Raw genomic sequence first — 18,780 nt, 5'->3', positions numbered from 1 at the left:
CCCGCTCCTCACCGGAGCGGGGCCCTTGGCGTTCCCGGGCGCGCCGTGGATATCGTGAGTTCGCACAGGGGAAGTTCACACGACCGGGGGGAAGCGCATGGGGGGCCACCGCCCGTCGGATTGGCATGTCCTGGATCTGGAGAAGGATCCGACGCCGGGTGATCCGCACCGGGTGCGGTCGCTGGCGAAGAACCTGCACGACTTCGCGGACGACGTGGGGCGGGTGCTGCGGGACGTCAAGGGGATGGCCGGTGATGAGGCGATCCTGCGGTGGGCGGGCAAGACGGCGGATGCGTTCACGGAGAAGTTCAAGGACGCGCCGGACAAGCTGAAGAAGCTCAAGAAGAGTTATGAGATGGCCGGTGACGCGCTTTCGGCGTACTGGCCGGAGCTGGAGCGTGCCCAGGCTTTGGCGGACAAGGCGCTGGTCAAGGGGCGTGAGGCGCAGGCTGATCTGTCGTCGGCGAAGTCCCGGTTGTCCTCGGCCGATTCGTGGGTGGAGCGGGCGGGCAAGGAGGCCGACAAGTACAAGGACAAACCCGGCAAGGATGTGCCCAAGCCGGATGAGGCGAAGGTGCGGGCCGCGACCCGTGACGCGCACTCCGCCGAGAAGGCCCAGAAGTCCGCCCAGGGCGATGTCGACTCCGCCAAGAGCGCGCTGGAAGCGGCGAAGAAGATGGCCGAGGACGCGCGCAAGATGCGTGCGGAAGCCGCGGGGACGGTGAAGAAGAAGATCGATGAGGCCTCCGACGCCGGTATCCGCAACCGGCACTGGTGGGAGGAGATCGGTGACTGGGTCACCGACAACTGGGATGCCATCGTCGCCGTCTGCAAGGTCGTCGTCGCCGTCGTCGGCGTCATCGCGATGATCGTCGGCGGCCCCATCCTGGCCGCCATCGTCATCGTCGCGGGTGCCATCGTGTTGGCCGACACCTTGAGCAAATACGCAAAGGGCCAGGCCGGCCTGATGGATGTGGCGTTCGCGGCGATGGACTGCGTGCCCGGCATGAAGGGCCTCACCACCGCCGCCAAACTCGGAAAGGGCCTCAAGGGGCTCAAGGGCGGGCTCAAGGGGTTCAAGTCCGCGCGCACCGCGCTCAAGGACGGGGCGAAGGGCGCGTACAACCGTGCCAAAAGCAAGATCAAGGGCTGCGGCGACCCGGTCGACGTCGCCACCGGCCACATGTACCTCCAGGCCACGGACGTCACCCTGCCCGGCACGCTGCCGCTGTCCTTCACCCGCCGCATGGCCTCCGGCTACCGCACCGGCGGCTGGTTCGGCCCCAGCTGGACCTCCACGATCGACCAGCGCCTCGAACTCGACGAGGACGGCGTCGTCTTCGTCACCGAGGACGGCCTGCTGCTCACGTATCCGCACCCCACAGAGCCGCATGCCCCGGTCCTGCCCGACGCCGGTCCGCGCAGACCGCTGGAGCGGCTGGACAACGGCGGCTATCTCATCAGCGACCCGGCCGGGGGACGCACTCTGCGCTTCGCCGCACCGGACGACGACACGGCGCCGCTCACCCGGGTGTCGGACCGCAACGGCAACACCGTCGACATCGAATACGACGGCGACGGCAGGCCGCTGGCCGTCCGGCACTCCCACGGCTACCGCCTTACCCTCGCCGTCACGGGCGATCGGATCACGGCCCTCGCGCTTGCGGGTGCGGGGCCGGACGGCGCGGACGTCGTGCTCAAGCGGTACGACTACACGGACGGCAACCTCACCGCCGTCGCCGACTCGTCGGGCCTGCCGACGCGGTTCACGTATGACGACCGGCTGCGCATCACCTCGTGGACGGACTCCAACGGCAGCCGTTACGACTACACGTACGACGACCGGGACCGGTGTGTCACCCAGGGCGGTGAGGCGGGTCACCTCGCCAACACCTTCACCTACGACATGCCCGACCCCGCCCGGCCCGGCCACCGCATCACGGAGGTCACCACCTCCACGGGTGCCACCTCACGCTTCGTCATCAACGACCGCTGTCTGATCGTCGCCGAGACGAACCCCCTGGGCCACACCGTTCTGCACGCGTTCGACGAGCGTGACGAGGTCGTCTCCCGGACCGACGGCCTGGGCCGCATCACCCGCTACGAATGGGACGCGCTCGGCAACCTCGTCGCGGTCCATCACCCCGACGGGACCAGCAGCAGGATCGCCTACAACGGGTACAGCCGGCCCGTGGAGGTCCTCGAATCCGACGGCAGGGTCTGGCGCTACACCTACGACGAGCGCGGCAACCACCTCAGCACCCTCTCTCCCGCCGCCGCGCTGACCCGGTTCGCCTACGACGACCGCGGGCGGCTGACCTCGGTGACCGATCCGCTCGGCCACACCGCCCGGATCGAGTGCGACGCGGCGGGACTTCCCCTGCGGACCGTCGATCCGCTGGGCGGGGCGACCGGATACGTGCGGGACGGCTTCGGCCGTCCGACGGCGGTGACCGCACCCTCCGGCGCCGTCACGCACCTGGAGTGGACCGTCGAGGGCCGCATCGCCCGGCACGTCGCCGCGGACGGCGGCACCGAGTCGTGGACGTACGACGGGGAGGGCAACTGCACATCCCACACCGATCCCATGGGCGGCGTGTCGACCTTCGAGTACACACACTTCGACCTGCTGTCGGCCCGCACCGGCCCCGACGGGGCCCGGTACACGTTCGAGCACGACGCGGAGCTCCAGCTGCGCAAGGTCGTCAACCCGCTCGGGCTGACCTGGAGCTACACGTACGACTCGGCCGGGCGCCTGGTGGCGGAGAACGACTTCGACGGCCGGATCTTCCACTACGTCCACGACGCGGCGGACCGGTTGACGGCGCGCACCCTGCCGTCCGGTGAGACGATCCGCTTCGAGCGGGACGTGCTGGGGCGCACGGTGTCGAAGGACGCGGCGGGGGACGTCACCACGTACGCGTACGACGACGCGGGCGACCTGATCGGCGCACACGGGCCGGACGTGGTCCTCACCCTGGAGCGCGACGCGGCGGGGCACATCACGTCGGAGACGGTCGCCGGGCGCACGTTGACGTACACCTACGACGCCCTGGGGCGCCGCACCGGCAGGACCACGCCGTCCGGCGCGGTGAGCACGTGGACGTACGACGCGGCGGGCAACCGCACGGAGCTCGTCACCTCCGGCCGTCGCGTGAGCTTCACCCACGACGCGGAGGGCCGGGAGCTGTCCCGCAGGATCGGCGAGGACGTCGCCTTCACGCAGGGCTTCGACGTGCTTGGTCGGCTGACCAGCCAGGAGATCGCCGGAGCTGCGGGCCACGTCCGGCGCCGCGCCTACACCTACCGCGTCGACGGTCACCTCGTCGGCATCGACGACCCGCTCAACGGATCGCGCCGCTTCGACCTCGACCCGGCAGGACGGGTCACCGCCGTCCACGCGGCGAGTTGGTCCGAGTCTTACGCATACGACGCGGCCGGCAACCAGACCCACGCCTCCTGGCCCTCCCCCATGCCGGGGCAGGAGGCCGTGGGCGCACGCACGTACACGGGTACGCGCATCCGCAGCGCCGGAGGCGTCCGTTACGAGTACGACGCGGCCGGGCGCATCGTCATGCGCCAGAAGACCCGTCTGTCCCGCAAGCCGGACACCTGGCGTTACGCGTGGGACGTGCAGGACCGGCTCACGTCGGTGGTCACTCCGGACGGGACGCGCTGGCGCTACCGGTACGACCCGCTGGGACGGCGGACGGCGAAGCAGCGGCTGGCGCGCGACGGGGAGAGCGTCGTCGAGCAGACCGACTTCACCTGGGACGAGACCAATCTGTGCGAGCAGACGAGCCATGCTCCCGGCACTGCGGACACGGTCACTCTCACCTGGGAGCACAACGGCCTGCACCCGCTGACGCAGGCCGAGAGCAAGCGGACGTCCGACGCCGCCACCGCGACGCAGCACGAGGTCGACCGCCGCTTCTACGCGATCGTCACCGACCTCGTCGGCGCCCCGACCGAACTCCTCGACGAGCAGGGCCACGTCGCCTGGCGCACCCGGTCCAGCCTCTGGGGCGCGACCGCCTGGAACCGTGGGGCGACCGCCTACACGCCGCTCCGTTTCCCCGGCCAGTACCACGACGCCGAGACCGGCCTCCACTACAACTACTTCCGGCACTACGACCCGGAGACGGCCCGGTATCTCACCCCCGACCCTCTCGGGCTCACCCCGGACCCGAACCACGCCACCTACGTACACAACCCGCACACCTGGTCCGACCCACTCGGGCTGACCCCCTGCGAAGACGAGATCCTTCCCAAGGGTTACACCTCATCTCCCGCGCTGGAGAAGGACCCCTACCACCCGGACATGGTCGGAAAGCGGAGCGAGAAGAACAGGGAGCTCTACGCCGCGACGCCGAAGGACCGTGCGGCCGAACTCGGTTACAAGACCCGAATTCCTCCGCAGCGTGCGCCTTTCCACTCCCATGGCCAAGAGGTGTTCTCCAACGGCAAGAACTACATCACTCCCGACGTCGACGGCCACAACGTCGCCGACGGCTGGAAGGTGTTCAACAAGAAGGGGCAGAGGATTGGCACCTACGACGCGGACCTCAACTACATCAAGAAGTGACGCCTTCTCGATCCAGGTGGTCTCCGAGCCGTCGGCGACTGAGGCTACGAATGACACCGGGGCCGAGGCCGTCGGCAGGATCACGGTGGGGGATTTCTCGGAGGACTTTCCGATGGATCTCTCCTACTGGAGCGCCGACGACTACCGGGAGAGCTGGGTGCGCGCTCTGCGCCGCGTCGACGCGGCGCGGGACGAGGTCGACTCGTGCCTGGTCACCTCGATCACGGATCCGGCGACCGCGAACTTCGTCTTCGGCTGGCCGCTCTATCGGCGTGGCATGGACGTGTACGTCCAGAACTCGGTCATCTTCCTCGGCGAACTCGCCGAGGAGTTCCGTCCGGCGGAGCCGTGGCGCTCGGTGGAGCCGCGCGGCACGGTCGACGAGGACGGCAACGAGATCTCGGAGTGGCGGACGACCGTCACGGAGATCCGGGACTTCCTGTCGAAGCTCCCCTGACCCGCAATCCCCACAGTTCCACCGCTCACCGTCCCCCCACCACGCAGGAGTACAGAGTGAACCGCCGCCCCATCCGTTTCATGACAGCCGCGCTGACCGCGTCCGCGGCCCTGTTGTTGTCCGCGTGCGGCTCGGGAGGGGGCGACGACGGGGCCTCGGAGAGGATCGAGGGGGCGGATGGGGGCGGGAAGCCGAAGGCCTCGGCGAGCGCCCGGCCGGACGGCGTGAAGCGGCCGGGGGTGAAGCTGCCCGGCTCGTTCAAGGCCGACTTCGTGGGCTGGCACAACAGCGACCCGAAGAAGCAGGCGATCCTGGACGACGGCAGGGAGCGCCTGAAGGCGGAGTACCGGGCCATCATCGACGCCGACCCGCAGGCCGACGCGGTGAGCTTCTACACCTCGCAGCAGGCGCTGAAGTCCTCCAGGACGTACATCAAGGGGTACGTCGACAACAACCACACGCTGGTCGGCGGCGCGCGGGTCTTCAACCCGCAGGTGAGTTTCTCCGACGCCGGTGGCGTGCTCTTCTACTGCGTGGACGAGAGCAAGGGCTACACCGAGGACCGCAAGACCAAGAAGCGGACGGGCACCCCCGACGACGTGAACCCCGTCCTTCAGTACCGCACGACCCTGAAGAAGACGCCCGAAGGGGTGTGGAGCACCGTGTCCCTGGAGACGGAGCGCGGGGGGTGCGACAAGTGACGGGCTCGCTGAAGCGGTCGCTGCCGCTGCTGGCCGCGATGACCCTCGCACTCGGCGCCTTCCCCGCGACGGCGTACGCGTTCGGCGAGGACAAGGACCATCCGCCCACCGGGCCGTCCGGCGGCGCCCACGGCAACACGCTCACCGCGGGCGTCGGCACCAGCGTCACGGTGAAGCAGGTCAGCGGCGGCAAGGGCGGCTCGGGCAGCAGGCCCGTCGTGGCTGTGGACCCGAACTGGAAGCCGCCGTCCTGCTGGTACGAGCCGGTGGCCACCCCCGAGCAGTTGAAGGACAGCGTCGAGAAGCTCAAGAAGGGCGGCGACCTGGTGCACGTGACGCCCTCGCTCAGCTGGGGCGAACAGCTCATGGTCGACCACTACGAAAAGGGCAAAAACCAGTCCGACGGCGCCAAGGGCTACAAGAACTTCAACATCGGCAAGGACGGCAAGTTCTGGCGCGGGGTGATGAACCCCGACGTCGAGGACACCTTCGAGGCCCGCCAGTGCGAGACGAACCTCTTCTGGCAGGACACCGATACGATCCCCGACATCAAGAACGCGCCCACCCCGAAGATCCTGGCCGGCTACGCCTACAACAAGATCAAGGTCCCCGACACCAAGGTCGAGATGAAGCCCGAGGGCAGGTCGACCGTGAAGCTGCCGACCTGGGTGTGGCTGGACAAGGGAACGTTCGAGCCGGTCACGGTGCATGCGGAGCTGCCCGGTACCGGTATCTGGGCCGATACCACCGCCAAGCCCGTCAGCCTCCACCTGGACCCGGGCACCTCGGACGCCGAGACCTTCCCCGGCGACGGGGAGTGCCCGGTGAACGACGACGGCAGCATCGGCACCCCGTACACGAAGGGGTCGTCGAAGGAGGACCCGCCGTGCGGCATCACGTATCTGCGGTCCACCGGCGGTGAGTCGTTCCGGATGAAGGCCTCGATCACCTGGGAGATCAGCTGGAAGGGCACGGGCGGCGCCGGCGGCAGGCTGCCCGACGGCACGTTCGAGGGGACCCAGGACATCGACGTCCAGGAGATCCAGTCGATCAACCGGTGACGTCCGGGTGACGTCCGTACGGTCGAAGAATCACCGTCCCGCCGCGCGGACCACGCGCGCCTGCGCCCGCGCGGCGGCCGCCGACCTACCCTGACGGAATGTCAGACAACCAGTCCGTCGGCCTGTCCGCTGACCAGTCCACCGCACTGCTCGACGACCCGTCCGCAGCACTGCTCGGCTTCGACAACGTCCTGTTCCCCGTCGGTGACCTCGGCGAGGCCGTCGGGTTCTACGAGCGGGCCGGCTTCCCGGTCGCGTTCCGTCTCGACGAGATCGGGCTCGCCATCCTGAAGGTCGGCGAGGAGACGCCGGGCCTGCTGCTGCGTGTGGAGGACGGCATCGTGCCGCGTACGCCCGTGTGGCCCTCGCCGCGCCTCTGGCTGGAGGTCCGCGACGCCCGCGCCAAGGGGCGCGCGCTGGCCGCCGCCGGGGTTCCGCTGCTGGCCGAGCCGTTCTCGGTGGCCACCGGGTGGACCGTGGAGATCGCCGACGCGTGGGGGAACGTCGTCGGATTCACGGACTACCTGAAGCGTCCGGAGCTGGCCCGCGCGTCCTGAGCCGGCCCGAAGGCCTTAGGCGGCCCGTACGTCCCCGGGCTGCGCGCTCAGGCCTGCCGTGACGCCAGTTCCACGACCGTGATGTCCGACGGCGCCCCGACCCGCACGGGCGGGCCCCACGCGCCCGCGCCCCGCGTCACGTAGAGCTGCGTGTCGCCGTACCTCTCCAGCCCGGCCAGGGTGGGGTTGGCGAGGTCGGCGACGAGGTTGCCCGGCCACAGCTGGCCGCCGTGGGTGTGGCCGGACAGTTGCAGGTCCACACCGTGTTCGACGGCGTCGTGGATGACGACCGGCTGGTGCGCCAGGAGCACCGAGGCCCGCGAGCGGTCCCGGTCGCCGAGCGCCTTGGCGAAGTCGGGGCCCTTGCCCTCGTTCTCGCCGGCCACGTCGTCGACGCCCGCGAGGTCGAAGCCGGGGAGTTCGGTGCGGGCGTTGCGCAGCGGGTGCAGGCCCAGTTCGCGCACGTGCTCGACCCAGGCGTCGGCCCCGGAGGAGTACTCGTGGTTGCCGGTGACGAAGTACGCGCCGTGCCGTGCCCGCAGGCCGGCCAGCGGCGCGGCGGCGGGGGCGAGGTGTTCGACGCTGCCGTCCACGAGGTCGCCCACGACGGCGATGAGGTCGGGCTGCGTGGCGTTGACGGTGTCGACCACGCGCCGGGTGAAACCGCGCCCGAGGATCGGCCCGAGGTGGATGTCGCTGACCACCGCGATGCGGAACCCGTGTGCCCCGCGCGGCAGTTTGGCCAGTGGCACGGTGACCCGCTTCACCCGGGGGCCGCGCAGGACGCCGTACGTTCCGTAACCGACCGTTCCGGCGGCGACGGCCGCGGCTCCTCCTCCGACGATCCGCGAGACGAAGAGGCGGCGCGAGGGGGCGGCGGAAAGGGCAGCCGCGGGGGCGGGGGCGGCGGCCACGGGGGCAGACTCTGCCGCCTCCGCGGCCCCTGTCCTTGTGTCGGAATGGGCCTCTACGGAGGCGGCGTCTCCCGGATCGCGCTCTACGGAGACGTCCTCTTTCGGGCCGGCCTCTCCGGAGAGTGCCGATTCCGCCGGGACGGTCCCGCGCTCCGCCCACCGGCGCACCAGTGGCCGCACCAGCTCGCCCGCGAGCAGCGCGAGCAGCAGGTAGAGCGCGACCGCCAGCCACATGAACCCCGGCCAGGCCAGCACCTGCTGCAGCAGGAAGGGGGCGCCGGCCCGCTCGGCGATCAGCGCCCCGAACATCAGCAGCGGGGCCGCGACGAAGAGCACCGTCCCCGCGCGCCTGGCGGGTCCGGGGCCCGCCGTGGTGTCGCGCACCAGGCGGCACCACGCGTACCGGTGCAGGGCGGCGAAGGCGGCCAGGACGGCCAGGCCCGCGAGGACCATGAGGGCGATCACGGCTATGACGTTCTGCGCAGTGCGCGGACTCCGCGGAACCCGATGACCCCAACCACCGTCCCCAAGACAAAGGAGACAACGGCAAGCGTCAGGTGCACCCAGAAGTACCCGGTCGGGTTGTCCGCGTCGTCGAAGGCCAGCCCACTGCCGTCCTTCCACAGGTTCTTGACGAAAGTGATCCAGATGAACCAGCTCCACACCCCGAAGGCGAGCAGGAACCAGGAGACAGGGCGGCTGAGCTTCATGCGTTCAGTATCGCGAGCTTTCCTTTCGGACCGCCGCCGGGGTGGGGACGACGGGACACAGCACACCTCGGCGGCGACTGACACAGTCCGGCCCTGTACGTTCTCGTCCGTGCCTGCCGTAAAAAAGACCGCCATGTTGGTCGCTTCCGCCGCATTGCTGACCATGTCGACCGCCGCGCCCGCGCTGGCGGACGGAAAGCCGGGGGACGACGACGACCGGCCGAAGCCACCCGCCAAGATGTCCACCGTCGGCGGCGCCCTGCTCGGCGAGCCGGACACGCAGGTGAAGCTGAAGGCGGGCGCCCCGGTGCTGCCCAAGGATCTGACGGGGCGTTCCTGGATCGTCTCGGACGCGGAGTCGGGTGACGTCCTCGCCTCGCACAACGCGCACTGGCGGCTGCCCCCGGCAAGCACCCTCAAGATGCTCTTCGCCGACACAGTCCTGCCGAAGTTCCCCAAGACCCAGGAGCACAAGGTCGCGCTCTCCGACCTGGAGGGCATCGGCGCGGGCAGCAGCATGGTCGGCATCAAGGAGAACGAGACGTACTCCGTCCACGACCTGTGGCTCGGCGTCTTCCTGAAGTCGGGCAACGACGCGGTGCACGTCCTGTCGGCGATGAACGACGGCGTGCCGCAGACCGTCAAGGACATGCAGAAGCACGCCGAGGAGCTGCAGGCCCTCGACACGCACGTGGTCTCCCCCGACGGCTACGACGCCAAGGGGCAGGTCTCCTCCGCGTACGACCTGTCGCTGTTCGCCCGCTCGGGGCTGCAGAAGAAGGACTTCCGCGAGTACTGCTCGACGGCCGTCGCCCAGTTCCCCGGCGAGACGAAGAAGATCTCGAAGGGCAAGGACAAGGGCAAGACGAAGCGCGAGTCCTTCGAGATCCAGAACACCAACAAGCTGCTCACCGGCGCCGAGGGCGTCACCCCGTACAAGGGCATCGCGGGCGTCAAGAACGGCTACACCTCGAACGCGGGCAACACGTTCACGGGGGTCGCCGAGCGCGACGGCAAGGTCCTCCTCGTCACGGTCATGAACCCCTCCTCCACCGAGGCCCACGCGGTCTACAAGGAGACCGCGCGCCTCTTCGACTGGGGCTTCAAGGCCGCGGGCAAGGTCGAGCCGGTGGGCGAGCTCGTCGCCCCGAAGGGCGCCACCACGGGCGGTGCCGGCAAGGGCGCCCCGGGCGGCGGCGCGGGCGCGGGCGGGGCCGAGAACGCGGCGCACTCCTCCGACGACGGGGGCAACGGCGTGGGCGTCGCCGTCGGGATCACGGCCGGTGTGCTCGCGCTGCTCGCCGCCGGTGTCTTCGTGATCAGGCGCCGGATGCCGCTGCCGGGCCAGGCCGGCCGTCGGGACCGCCAGAGCTGACGTCGCGTCAACCCTTCCGGCGGACACCTTCTCCGGAGGGTGCCGCCGGGGAGGCGCCCTCTCCGGAGAGGGCCGGTGTGGAGGCGCCCGCTACGGAGGGGGTGTCTGCCGGGGCGGTCTCTTCGGGGGCCGCCTCTTCGCCGTCCCCGTCCTCCGGCGCGGTACGTGAGGCCTTGCGCGTCGCCGTCCACGCGGCGCAGAACAGCAGCAGCTTCGCGGTGAAGTTGATCCACAGGAGCAGCGCGACGGGCACTCCGAAGGCGCCGTACATGTTCTTCGCGGCGACGCCCTTCATGTAGCCGCCGAGCAGCAGTTTGAGCAGCTCGAAGCCGGCCGCGCCGATCAGCCCGGCGGTGATGAGGTCGCGCCGGTGCGGCTGGACGCCGGGCAGCAGCGTCAGGACGTAGAGCAGCAGCAGGAAGTCGGCGAGCACCGCGATGGCGAACGCGATGACCTGGAGCAGGACGGAGCCCCAGCCCTTCTCGTCGACGCCGAGGAGGTCGGCGGTCCAGCCGACGGCGGTCGAGGCGAGCGCGGACGCGGCGAACGAGGCGAGGCCCGCGCCGCCGAGCCCGATGAGCACCCCGGCGTCCTTGACCTTGCGCAGGACGGGGTTCTCCTCCTCGTCCTCCAGCTCCCAGACGGCCCGCAGGCACTCCCTCATCGAGCCGACCCAGCCGATGCCGGTGAAGAGCAGCAGGGCGCCCGCGACGAGGCCGACGGTGCCCGCGTTGGCGACCAGCGCGTCGAGGTCCAGCTGGTCGGAGATGCCGGGCACCTGGTCGGAGATCTTGTTCTCCAGGGTGGTCTGCTGCTTCTTCGACAGTGTCGCGGCGGCGATGGCGGCGGCGACGGTGAGCAGCGGGAAGAGCGCCAGGAAGCTGATGAACGTCATGGCGGCGGCCAGGCGCGCCCAGTGGACCTGGTCGAGCCGTTCATAGGCCTGCCACGCGTGCGTGCGCATGCCCTTCGTGACGAGCGGCCCGATGCCGGGCAATTTCTTCAGCCAGTCCATGACGCCTCCGTGCCTGATGTCCTGCCCGATGTCCTGCCCGCCGTGCGGAATACCAAGGTCCGGGTACCCCAGAACCGCAGGACTGTGGCGAGCGCCATACCGATTCCGGCGCCCGAGATGGTGTCCGCCCGCCGCGAGGTGAGTCCGAGGCCGTAGTGGGAGACGGCGATGCACAGCAGTTGGACGAGGGCGCCCGCGATGTTGACGCCGAAGAACACCGCGTACTGGCGCAGCCGCGAGACCTCCGTGGTCCTGCGCCGGTAGGTGCCGAGGGCGTTGCCCGCGTACGCGACCGAGCAGCCCGCCACGAAGGAGAGCGCCTTGGCGGTCAGCGGGTCGAGACCCGCGGGGCCGCGCAGCCAGATGAAGAGGCCGAGGTCGGCGGCGTACGCGCAGATCCCGGCGGCGGCGAAGCCGAGCAGTTCGGGCGCGAGCGGCCGCAGCCGTTCGCGCAGGGAGTGCGGACTCACCAGTCGGCGACCGCGAGCCCGTACATGGCGAGCCACACCAGGCCGATCACGGCGAGCGCCCGGTCCCGCAGGACGACGTCCTCGGGCTCGCCCGCGGTGCCCCGGTCGGCGAAGACGGCGTAGCGCAGGATGGCGAGGATGAAGGCCGTCATGGACAACTGGCGCCAGGGCAGCAGGCCGTTGGCGGTGCCGCCCTCCTCCATGGCCCACAGGCAGTACGCGAGGACGGCGACCCCCGCGGCCAGTTGCCACACGAAGCGCAGGTAGCCGGTGGTGTATTCGGTGAGCAACGCGCGCGTGGCGCCCAGTTCCTGCACGCCGCCGGACATCTGGACGGCCTCGGAGTAGCGCTTGGCGGAGACCATGAAGAGCGCGCCGAAGCCGGTGGTGATCAGGAACCAGCGCGAGAGCGGGATGTCGAGGGCGAGTCCGCCGATCATGGCGCGCATCAGGAAGCCGGTCGTGACGATGGTGAGGTCGACGACGAGGACGTGCTTGAGGCTGATGCAGTAGGCGAGTTGCATGCCGACGTACGCGGCCAGGAGCACGGCGGTGAGCGGCGTGCACAGGACGAAGGCCGCCGCGGGCGCGAGGACGGCGAGGAGCCCTCCCACGGCGTAGGCGACGGAGACCGGCACCTGTCCGGCGGCGACCGGTCTGCGGCACTTGGTGGGGTGCGCGCGGTCGGCCTCGGCGTCGCGTGCGTCGTTGATGAGGTAGACGGCGGAGGCGGCGGCCGTGAACAGCGTGAAGACGATGGTGACCTGGATCAGGGCATGCCGCGAGAAGAGTTCGCCGGCTGCCGCGGGGGCGGCGACGACGAGGACGTTCTTCACCCACTGGCGGGGCCGTGCGGTCTTCAGCAGGCCGAGCGGCAGGCCGGCGGCTCCCGCTCCCTGGTCCTGGGGCGGGCGGGGCCGCTCCAGGACGGCGGAGATACGTTCAGGCATCGCTGTGGCCTCCGTTCATCCAGGTGGCGCCCACGCGCGCGGTGAGCGCTCCGAGCGCGGCGCCCGCGGCGATGTCCGAGGGGTAGTGGACGCCGACGACCATCCGGGAGACGCACATCGCGGCGGCCAGCGGCGGGATGAGGTGGGCGCCGACGGGGCGCAGCGCGCCGTACGCGACGGTGGCCGCCGCCGCCGACGTGGCGTGTGAGCTGGGGAAGGAGTGCCGGCCCGCGGTGCGCACCAGGGGCTGGATCCCGTCGTGGTCGCCGGGGCGGGGGCGGCGGACGATCCGTTTGACGCCCATACTGGCCAGGTGCGCGGTGGCGGTGAGCGCCGTGCCGCGCAGCCAGGCCCGGCGGCGCTCGCGGTCGACGGCCGCGCCCGCGAGGCCGGCGACGATCCACAGGGCGCCGTGCTCGCCGATCCGGGAGAGTGTGCGCGCGGCGGATGCCACGCGCGGGTCGGTGCCGCAGTCGCGCAGGGCCGACAGCAACCTGTGGTCCATGTCGTGCATGTGGCCTCTTTTCCGCAGGCGTGCGAAGAGTTCGAGAGCTGGGCATCTCGACTCTTCTAGGCAACATCCCCATAATTCCGTCAATGTAGGGTGACACTCGCTCTATCACCCATTTCGGTGAGAGCAAGGGCAGATTGGTACGAACTACCCCCTTGTGGGCGATACCGTCGCCTGCATGCCTGCCGACTCCCCCGCCGACTCCGCCGATTCCCTCGCCCGCACCCCGGCCCCCGCGTCGTCCGCCGTCTCCGTCTCCGGCTGGGGCCGCACCGCGCCGACCACCGCCCGGCTGGTGAGACCCCGTACGCAGGAGGAGGCCGCGGCCGCGGTGCGCGACTGCGGCGAGCGCGGCGGCATCGCCCGCGGCCTCGGCCGGGCCTACGGGGACGCCGCGCAGAACGCGGGCGGCGCCGTCTTCGACATGACGGGCCTCGACCGGGTCCGCGTCATCGACACCACACGGACGTCGGAGACCGGAGAACCGGAGGCCACCGTCGTCTGCGACGCGGGCGTCTCGCTGCACCACCTGATGGAAGTCCTGCTGCCCCTCGGCTGGTTCGTGCCGGTGACCCCCGGCACGCGGTACGTGACGGTCGGCGGGGCGATCGGCGCCGACATCCACGGCAAGAACCACCATGTCTCCGGGTCCTTCTCCCGGCACGTCCTCTCGATGGACCTGCTGACCGCCGACGGCACGGTCCGCACCGTCGGGCCCGGCAGCGACCTGTTCGACGCGACGGCCGGCGGCATGGGGCTGACCGGCGTCATCCTGTCGGCGACCGTGCGCCTGCTGCCCGTCGAGACCTCCTTGATGGCCGTCGACACGGAACGCGCCACGGACCTCGACGACCTGATGGCCCGTCTGGCCGCCACCGACCACCGCTACCGCTACTCGGTCGCCTGGATCGACCTCCTCGCCCGGGGCGCCGCCATGGGCCGCTCGGTCCTCACTCGCGGCGACCACGCCCCGCTCGACGCCCTCCCGGACCGGGCACGCGCGCGTAGGGCCCCTCTCGCGTTCCGCCCGGGACACTTCCCCGCGGCCCCCTCGTTCCTGCCCGAAGGGCTGCTCGGCAAGGCCTCGGTGGGCCTGTTCAACGAACTCTGGTACCGCAGGGCGCCCCGCTCCCGCACCGGCGAGCTGCAGAAGATCTCCACCTTCTTCCACCCCCTGGACGGCGTCCCGCACTGGAACCGCATCTACGGCCGCGGCGGCTTCGTGCAGTACCAATTCGTCGTCGGATACGGCAAGGAGGAGGCGCTGCGCCGCATCGTGCAGCGCATCTCGGAGCGCGGCTGCCCGTCCTTCCTCGCCGTGCTGAAACGCTTCGGAGAGGGCGACCCGGGGTGGCTCTCCTTCCCGATGCCCGGCTGGACCCTGGCGCTCGACATCCCGACGAACCTCCCCGGGCTCGGCGCCTTCCTCGACGACCTCGACGAGGAGGTGGCCGACGCCGACGGGCGCGTCTACCTCGCCAAGGACTCCCGCCTGCGGCCCGAGATGCTCGCCGCGATGTATCCGCGGCTCGACGACTTCCGTGCCCTGCGGGCCGATGTGGACCCGCGCGGCGTGTTCCGCTCGGACCTCTCCCGCCGCCTCGCCCTCTAGGAGACCGGTACTCATGAAAGACGCCTTCGGCACCCCCCAGTCCCTGCTCGTCCTCGGCGGCACATCGGAGATCGGCCTCGCCACCGCGCGCCGCCTGGTCGCCCGCCGCACCCGCACCGTGTGGCTGGCCGGGCGCCCCTCACCGGCCCTGGAGAAGGCAGCGGCAGGCCTGCGCGACATGGGCGCGGAGGTCCACACCGTCGCCTTCGACGCGCTCGACCACGAGTCCCACGAGGCATCCCTCGGCAAGATCTTCACCGAGGGCGACATCGACATGGTGCTGCTCGCCTTCGGCATCCTCGGCGACCAGGCACGCGACGAGGACGACCCGCTCGCCGCGGTGCGCGTCGCCCAGACCAACTACACGGGCGCGGTCTCGGCGGGCCTGGTCTGCGCGCGGGCCCTGCAGTCCCAGGGGCACGGTTCGCTCGTGGTGCTCTCCTCGGTGGCGGGCGAGCGCGCCCGCCGTGCGAACTTCATCTACGGCTCCAGCAAGGCGGGCCTCGACGCCTTCACCCAGGGCCTCGGCGACGCCCTGCACGGCACCGGCGTGCATGTGATGGTCGTCCGCCCCGGCTTCGTGCGCTCGAAGATGACTCAGGGCCTGGAGGAGGCCCCCATGGCGACCACCCCGGACGCGGTGGCGCAGGCCATCGAGACCGGCCTTCGGCGGCGCTCGGAGACGGTGTGGGTGCCGGGCGCGCTGCGCCTCGTCATGTCGGCGCTGCGGCACGTCCCGCGACCGGTGTTCCGGCGACTGCCCCTCTAGGGACCGTCCAGTGCCCGTCCGGTGCCCGCCCGGGAGGCTTCAGGGCTGTCCCTGGCGGCTCCGGGGCGGCTCGTACGTGGCGAGGGCGGGCAGGCTCAGCGGGTTGCCGCTCTGCATCACGTAGACCTTGCCCGCGCCGATGAAGGTGCCGGTGCCCGGCACCGGCACGATCGGGTCGAGCCAGAGCTGCTGCCGGCCCCCGGCCGTGACCTCCCCGCCCGCGGGCAGATGCGGCCAGGACAGCTTGGTGCAACGCCCCTGCGGCGAGCGGTACCGGCGCACTCCGAAGAGCAGGCCTCCGTCCTCGCCGCGCGCGACGATGCTCCTGGAGAGGCACGGATCCTTGTCGGTGCCCTCCTGTGCGCGCCACCGGGAGCCGTCCCAGCGCAGCAGGATGTGCTCGATGGAGGGCTCGTGTTCGGCCTCTCCGTGGTCGAAGCTGTGCGAGCCGAACGCCCACGCTTCTTTGGAGGAGACCACCTTCACGCCGTCGAGCGACGATCCCGGCTCGGGCGGCACGGGCCGCGGGAAGCGGTACTCGGGGGTCCGCACGGTCGTCCAGGAGGCGCCGTCCCAGTGCATCGCGGCGGGCTGGCTGCGTTCGCCGCTCGCACCGCCCACTCCGGAGCCGCCGGTGCGGAAACCGACCGCCCACAGGTCGTGCCCCGAGGTGCCGTCGAGCGCGTTGGCGGTGGCGGGCAGCACGTACGTCGACCAGCGGCTGCCGTCCCAGTGCTGCGCCTGCCGCTCGCCGAGCAGCACCCAGACGTCGTCCGGAGCGAAGATCTTCGTCCTCCGGACGGTGCCGGAACCCGGCGGCCGCGGTACGCGCCGCCAGCGCTCGCCGTCCCAGCGGGCCACCCCCACCGCGAAGTCACGGCCCGAGCCGAAGATCCAGACGTTGTCCGGGGCGGAGGAGTCGAGCCGGGGGTGGAAGGTGTTCCCGTCGAGTTCGGCGGGCGGCTTCTGGCGCCGCCAGGTGCTGCCTTCATAGTGCAGCAGGTACTGGCCGTCGGCCTCGCTCATGTCGCCGTGGTCCGATTCCCAGCCCGCGGCCCAGATGTCGTGCTCGGCCGTCGCGGTGACGGCGGTCAGCTCGCCCCTGACCGTCTTGTCGATGTGCTCCAGCTTCCAGGAACCGCCCTTCGCGGCGGCCGGGGTGCCGGTGGCGCGGCCCGTGGCGTCCGTACGCGCGGGTCCACCGCCGTCGCCGCAGCCGGCCGCCGTGAGGGCCAGGACGGCCAGGACCGCCGCTGTCTTGCGCATGACTGTCCCCTAGCGTCGCAGAGTGACGACCACGGCCTTGGAGACGGGCGCGCCCGGCTGCAGGACGTCGACCGTGCCGAAGCCGATCACCCGGTCCGTGCCCGGCACCAAGACGATTTTCTTGAGCCACAGCTGCTGCCCTGACCGCGGGCTGACGCCGCCGCCATCGGGCAGCCGCGGCTTTCCGATCCGGGTGCAGGTGCCGTCGGTGGTCAGGTGCCGGTTGCCGTCCATGAAGAACCCGCGGTCGCCGTCGCGGGCCACGGGCCTGCGGTGCTCGCACGCTCCGGGGAACGGCTCCGCGTCCTTCCACCGGGCGCCGTCCCAGCTCAGCTCCACGGGCTCCGCCTCCGGATCGCGGACCTCCTCACCGTCGTAGCCCTCATAGGAGTGCTCTCCGTAGGCGCGGACGTACGTCCTGGAGGCGACGTCGACCCCGGTGAACCCGGCGTACGGGCGGGCCGGCACCGGGTCGGGGAAGCGGAACGTCGGCGTCTTGGTGAGCGTCCACTTCTCGCCGTCGAAGTGCATCGCGGCCAGCTGCCCGACCTCACCGCCCGGGCCACCGACGCCGGGCCCGCTCGTGCGGGAGCCGACCGCCCACACGTCGTCCGCGGCGGATGCGGCGAGAGCGACGGTCGTCGCGGGCATCGGTGTCACGGTCCAGCCGCCGCCGTCCCAGTGCGTCACCCTGCCGTCGCCCTGGAGGGCCCACACATCGTCCGGAGCGATGACCTCGACGTCCTTGAGCGGCCCGGCGGGGGCGTTCTTCACGGGACCCCAGCGGGAGCCGTCCCAGAGCGCGTACCGCGGTGTGCGGGGAGCCGGCGCGGGCCCTTGCGCGGTGCTCATCCAGATGCCCGCCGACCCCAGGGACCACAGCCGGGAGAGATGGGGATCGCCCTTCACGGGCATCGGCCGACGCGTCCACTTCGCGCCGTCGAAGTGCAGCAGGTGGCCCTTGGCGAGCCGCCCGTCGCGGCCGGCGCCGTCACTGCCGAGCGCCCAGATGTCGTCGGGCGCCATGGCGGCCCCGTCGATCAGCTCGCCGTCCACGGCGTCGACACGCTCATACGCCCAGGAGAGCCCCGCCGGGCGGGACTTGCGGGGGGCCGCGTCCGCGTCGCCGCCCCCGTCCCGCGCCCCGCAGCCGACCGCCATCAGGGCCAGGACGGCGACGGCTGCCGCTGCGTTGCGCATGCTCCCCCCGGCACGGTCGGCCGGGCGGGCCCGGTCAGCAGGCGGGCAGCGTACCCCGGGCGGCCGGGGCGGAGGCCTGAGGGGGCACCACACAGCCGCCGAAGGCGAAGTTCCGCAGCTTGCGCCAGATGCCGTCGGAGCCCTGCTCGTAGAGGGCGAACCCGGTGCAGGACCACTCGGCCTCGTACTCCGAAAGCTCCTCGTACGCCCGGTCCATGGCCTCTTCGGCGATGCCGTGCGCCACCGTCACATGCGGGTGGTAGGGGAACTGCAGTTCGCGCGCCATCGGCCCCGACGCGTCCCGGACCCGCTCCTGCAGCCAGGAGCAGGCCGAACCACCCTCCACGACCTGCACGAAGACGACGGGAGACAGCGGACGGAAGGTGCCCGTCCCGGAGAGGCGCATCGGGAAGGGGCGCCCGGCCGCCGCGACCGAGACGAGATGCGCCTCGACCGCGGGCAGCGCCGACGCCTCCACCTCGGTGGGCGGCAGCAGGGTCACATGCGTGGGGATGCCGTGCGCCGCGGGGTCCCCGAAGCCCGCACGCCGCTCCTGGAGCAGGCTGCCGTGAGGCTCCGGGACCGCGATCGAAACGCCGATCGTTACGGTCCCCACGTCGTACTCCT

The 18,780-nt window shown here is 71.1% G+C and carries 17 protein-coding genes; 8 read left to right on the top strand and 9 right to left on the bottom strand.

Annotated elements, in window-relative coordinates:
- Positions 1-97 precede the first annotated feature (97 nt).
- From ACZ7DY_RS06950 to ACZ7DY_RS06930, 5 genes are all read left to right on the top strand, one after another.
- Positions 98-4,585: a DUF6531 domain-containing protein gene (locus ACZ7DY_RS06950; RefSeq protein WP_471131016.1), complete on the top strand. Its 4,488-nt coding sequence runs from the start codon at positions 98-100 to the stop codon at positions 4,583-4,585.
- Between the two features lie 112 nt (positions 4,586-4,697).
- Entirely contained in the window at positions 4,698-5,042 is a 345-nt protein-coding gene (locus ACZ7DY_RS06945; protein ID WP_471131014.1) for a hypothetical protein, read from the top strand.
- Positions 5,043-5,122: 80 nt separating this feature from the next.
- Positions 5,123-5,743 (top strand): hypothetical protein, encoded by a 621-nt coding sequence (locus tag ACZ7DY_RS06940; RefSeq protein ID WP_471131012.1) that lies wholly within the window; start codon positions 5,123-5,125, stop codon positions 5,741-5,743.
- A 38-nt stretch (positions 5,744-5,781) separates the two neighbouring features.
- Positions 5,782-6,804: a hypothetical protein gene (locus ACZ7DY_RS06935; RefSeq protein WP_471132364.1), complete on the top strand. Its 1,023-nt coding sequence runs from the start codon at positions 5,782-5,784 to the stop codon at positions 6,802-6,804.
- A gap of 146 nt (positions 6,805-6,950) precedes the next feature.
- Positions 6,951-7,361: a VOC family protein gene (locus ACZ7DY_RS06930; protein ID WP_471132363.1), complete on the top strand. Its 411-nt coding sequence runs from the start codon at positions 6,951-6,953 to the stop codon at positions 7,359-7,361.
- Between the two features lie 47 nt (positions 7,362-7,408).
- Here the strand turns inward: ACZ7DY_RS06930 and ACZ7DY_RS06925 are convergent, their stop codons facing one another.
- Together ACZ7DY_RS06925 and ACZ7DY_RS06920 are read right to left on the bottom strand one after the other, a co-directional pair.
- Complete coding sequence (locus tag ACZ7DY_RS06925) at positions 7,409-8,728, bottom strand: metallophosphoesterase (RefSeq protein ID WP_471132361.1); 1,320 nt, start codon at positions 8,726-8,728, stop codon at positions 7,409-7,411.
- Positions 8,729-8,742: 14 nt separating this feature from the next.
- Entirely contained in the window at positions 8,743-8,985 is a 243-nt protein-coding gene (locus tag ACZ7DY_RS06920) for an SCO4848 family membrane protein (RefSeq protein ID WP_062778448.1), read from the bottom strand.
- Positions 8,986-9,118: 133 nt separating this feature from the next.
- On the opposite strand from ACZ7DY_RS06920, the gene ACZ7DY_RS06915 reads away from it, so the two are divergent.
- Positions 9,119-10,360, top strand: coding sequence for a D-alanyl-D-alanine carboxypeptidase family protein (locus ACZ7DY_RS06915; RefSeq protein WP_471131009.1), 1,242 nt, complete (start codon positions 9,119-9,121; stop codon positions 10,358-10,360).
- Between the two features lie 7 nt (positions 10,361-10,367).
- Here the strand turns inward: ACZ7DY_RS06915 and ACZ7DY_RS06910 are convergent, their stop codons facing one another.
- The 4 genes from ACZ7DY_RS06910 to ACZ7DY_RS06895 are packed head-to-tail and all read right to left on the bottom strand — an operon-like array spanning position 10,368 to position 13,309.
- Positions 10,368-11,375 carry a YihY/virulence factor BrkB family protein gene (locus ACZ7DY_RS06910; protein WP_471131006.1) on the bottom strand — a complete coding sequence of 336 codons (1,008 nt, stop codon included), beginning with the start codon at positions 11,373-11,375 and terminating at the stop codon, positions 10,368-10,370.
- The gene (locus ACZ7DY_RS06905; RefSeq protein ID WP_471131003.1) at positions 11,363-11,845 is read right to left on the bottom strand and encodes a GtrA family protein; all 483 of its coding nucleotides are present in this window, start codon (positions 11,843-11,845) and stop codon (positions 11,363-11,365) included. The genes ACZ7DY_RS06910 and ACZ7DY_RS06905 overlap by 13 nt, the downstream gene beginning before the upstream one ends.
- Positions 11,842-12,795, bottom strand: coding sequence for a decaprenyl-phosphate phosphoribosyltransferase (locus ACZ7DY_RS06900; protein WP_471131000.1), 954 nt, complete (start codon positions 12,793-12,795; stop codon positions 11,842-11,844). Before ACZ7DY_RS06900 ends, ACZ7DY_RS06905 begins: the two co-directional genes overlap by 4 nt.
- Entirely contained in the window at positions 12,788-13,309 is a 522-nt protein-coding gene (locus ACZ7DY_RS06895) for a phosphatase PAP2 family protein (RefSeq protein WP_471130999.1), read from the bottom strand. The genes ACZ7DY_RS06900 and ACZ7DY_RS06895 overlap by 8 nt, the downstream gene beginning before the upstream one ends.
- A gap of 175 nt (positions 13,310-13,484) precedes the next feature.
- On the opposite strand from ACZ7DY_RS06895, the gene ACZ7DY_RS06890 reads away from it, so the two are divergent.
- Both ACZ7DY_RS06890 and ACZ7DY_RS06885 read left to right on the top strand, forming a co-directional pair.
- A complete protein-coding gene (locus ACZ7DY_RS06890) occupies positions 13,485-14,918 on the top strand; it encodes an FAD-binding protein (RefSeq protein WP_471130996.1) in 1,434 nt (477 codons plus the stop codon).
- A gap of 13 nt (positions 14,919-14,931) precedes the next feature.
- Positions 14,932-15,687: a decaprenylphospho-beta-D-erythro-pentofuranosid-2-ulose 2-reductase gene (locus tag ACZ7DY_RS06885; RefSeq protein ID WP_471130993.1), complete on the top strand. Its 756-nt coding sequence runs from the start codon at positions 14,932-14,934 to the stop codon at positions 15,685-15,687.
- A 39-nt stretch (positions 15,688-15,726) separates the two neighbouring features.
- On the opposite strand, the gene ACZ7DY_RS06880 is transcribed toward ACZ7DY_RS06885, so the two are convergent.
- Genes ACZ7DY_RS06880 through ACZ7DY_RS06870 form a run of 3 tightly spaced genes read right to left on the bottom strand, consistent with a single transcriptional unit; the run spans position 15,727 to position 18,769 of the window.
- A complete protein-coding gene (locus ACZ7DY_RS06880; protein ID WP_471130990.1) occupies positions 15,727-16,953 on the bottom strand; it encodes a hypothetical protein in 1,227 nt (408 codons plus the stop codon).
- 9 nt (positions 16,954-16,962) lie between these two features.
- Positions 16,963-18,153 (bottom strand): hypothetical protein, encoded by a 1,191-nt coding sequence (locus ACZ7DY_RS06875; RefSeq protein WP_471130988.1) that lies wholly within the window; start codon positions 18,151-18,153, stop codon positions 16,963-16,965.
- Positions 18,154-18,187: 34 nt separating this feature from the next.
- Positions 18,188-18,769 (bottom strand): 2'-5' RNA ligase family protein, encoded by a 582-nt coding sequence (locus ACZ7DY_RS06870; protein ID WP_471130985.1) that lies wholly within the window; start codon positions 18,767-18,769, stop codon positions 18,188-18,190.
- Between the last annotated feature and the right edge of the window lie 11 nt (positions 18,770-18,780).

The sequence above is a fragment of the Streptomyces sp. NPDC037013 genome, assembly GCF_055607265.1.
This window is presented reverse-complemented; position numbering and strand designations above follow the sequence as displayed.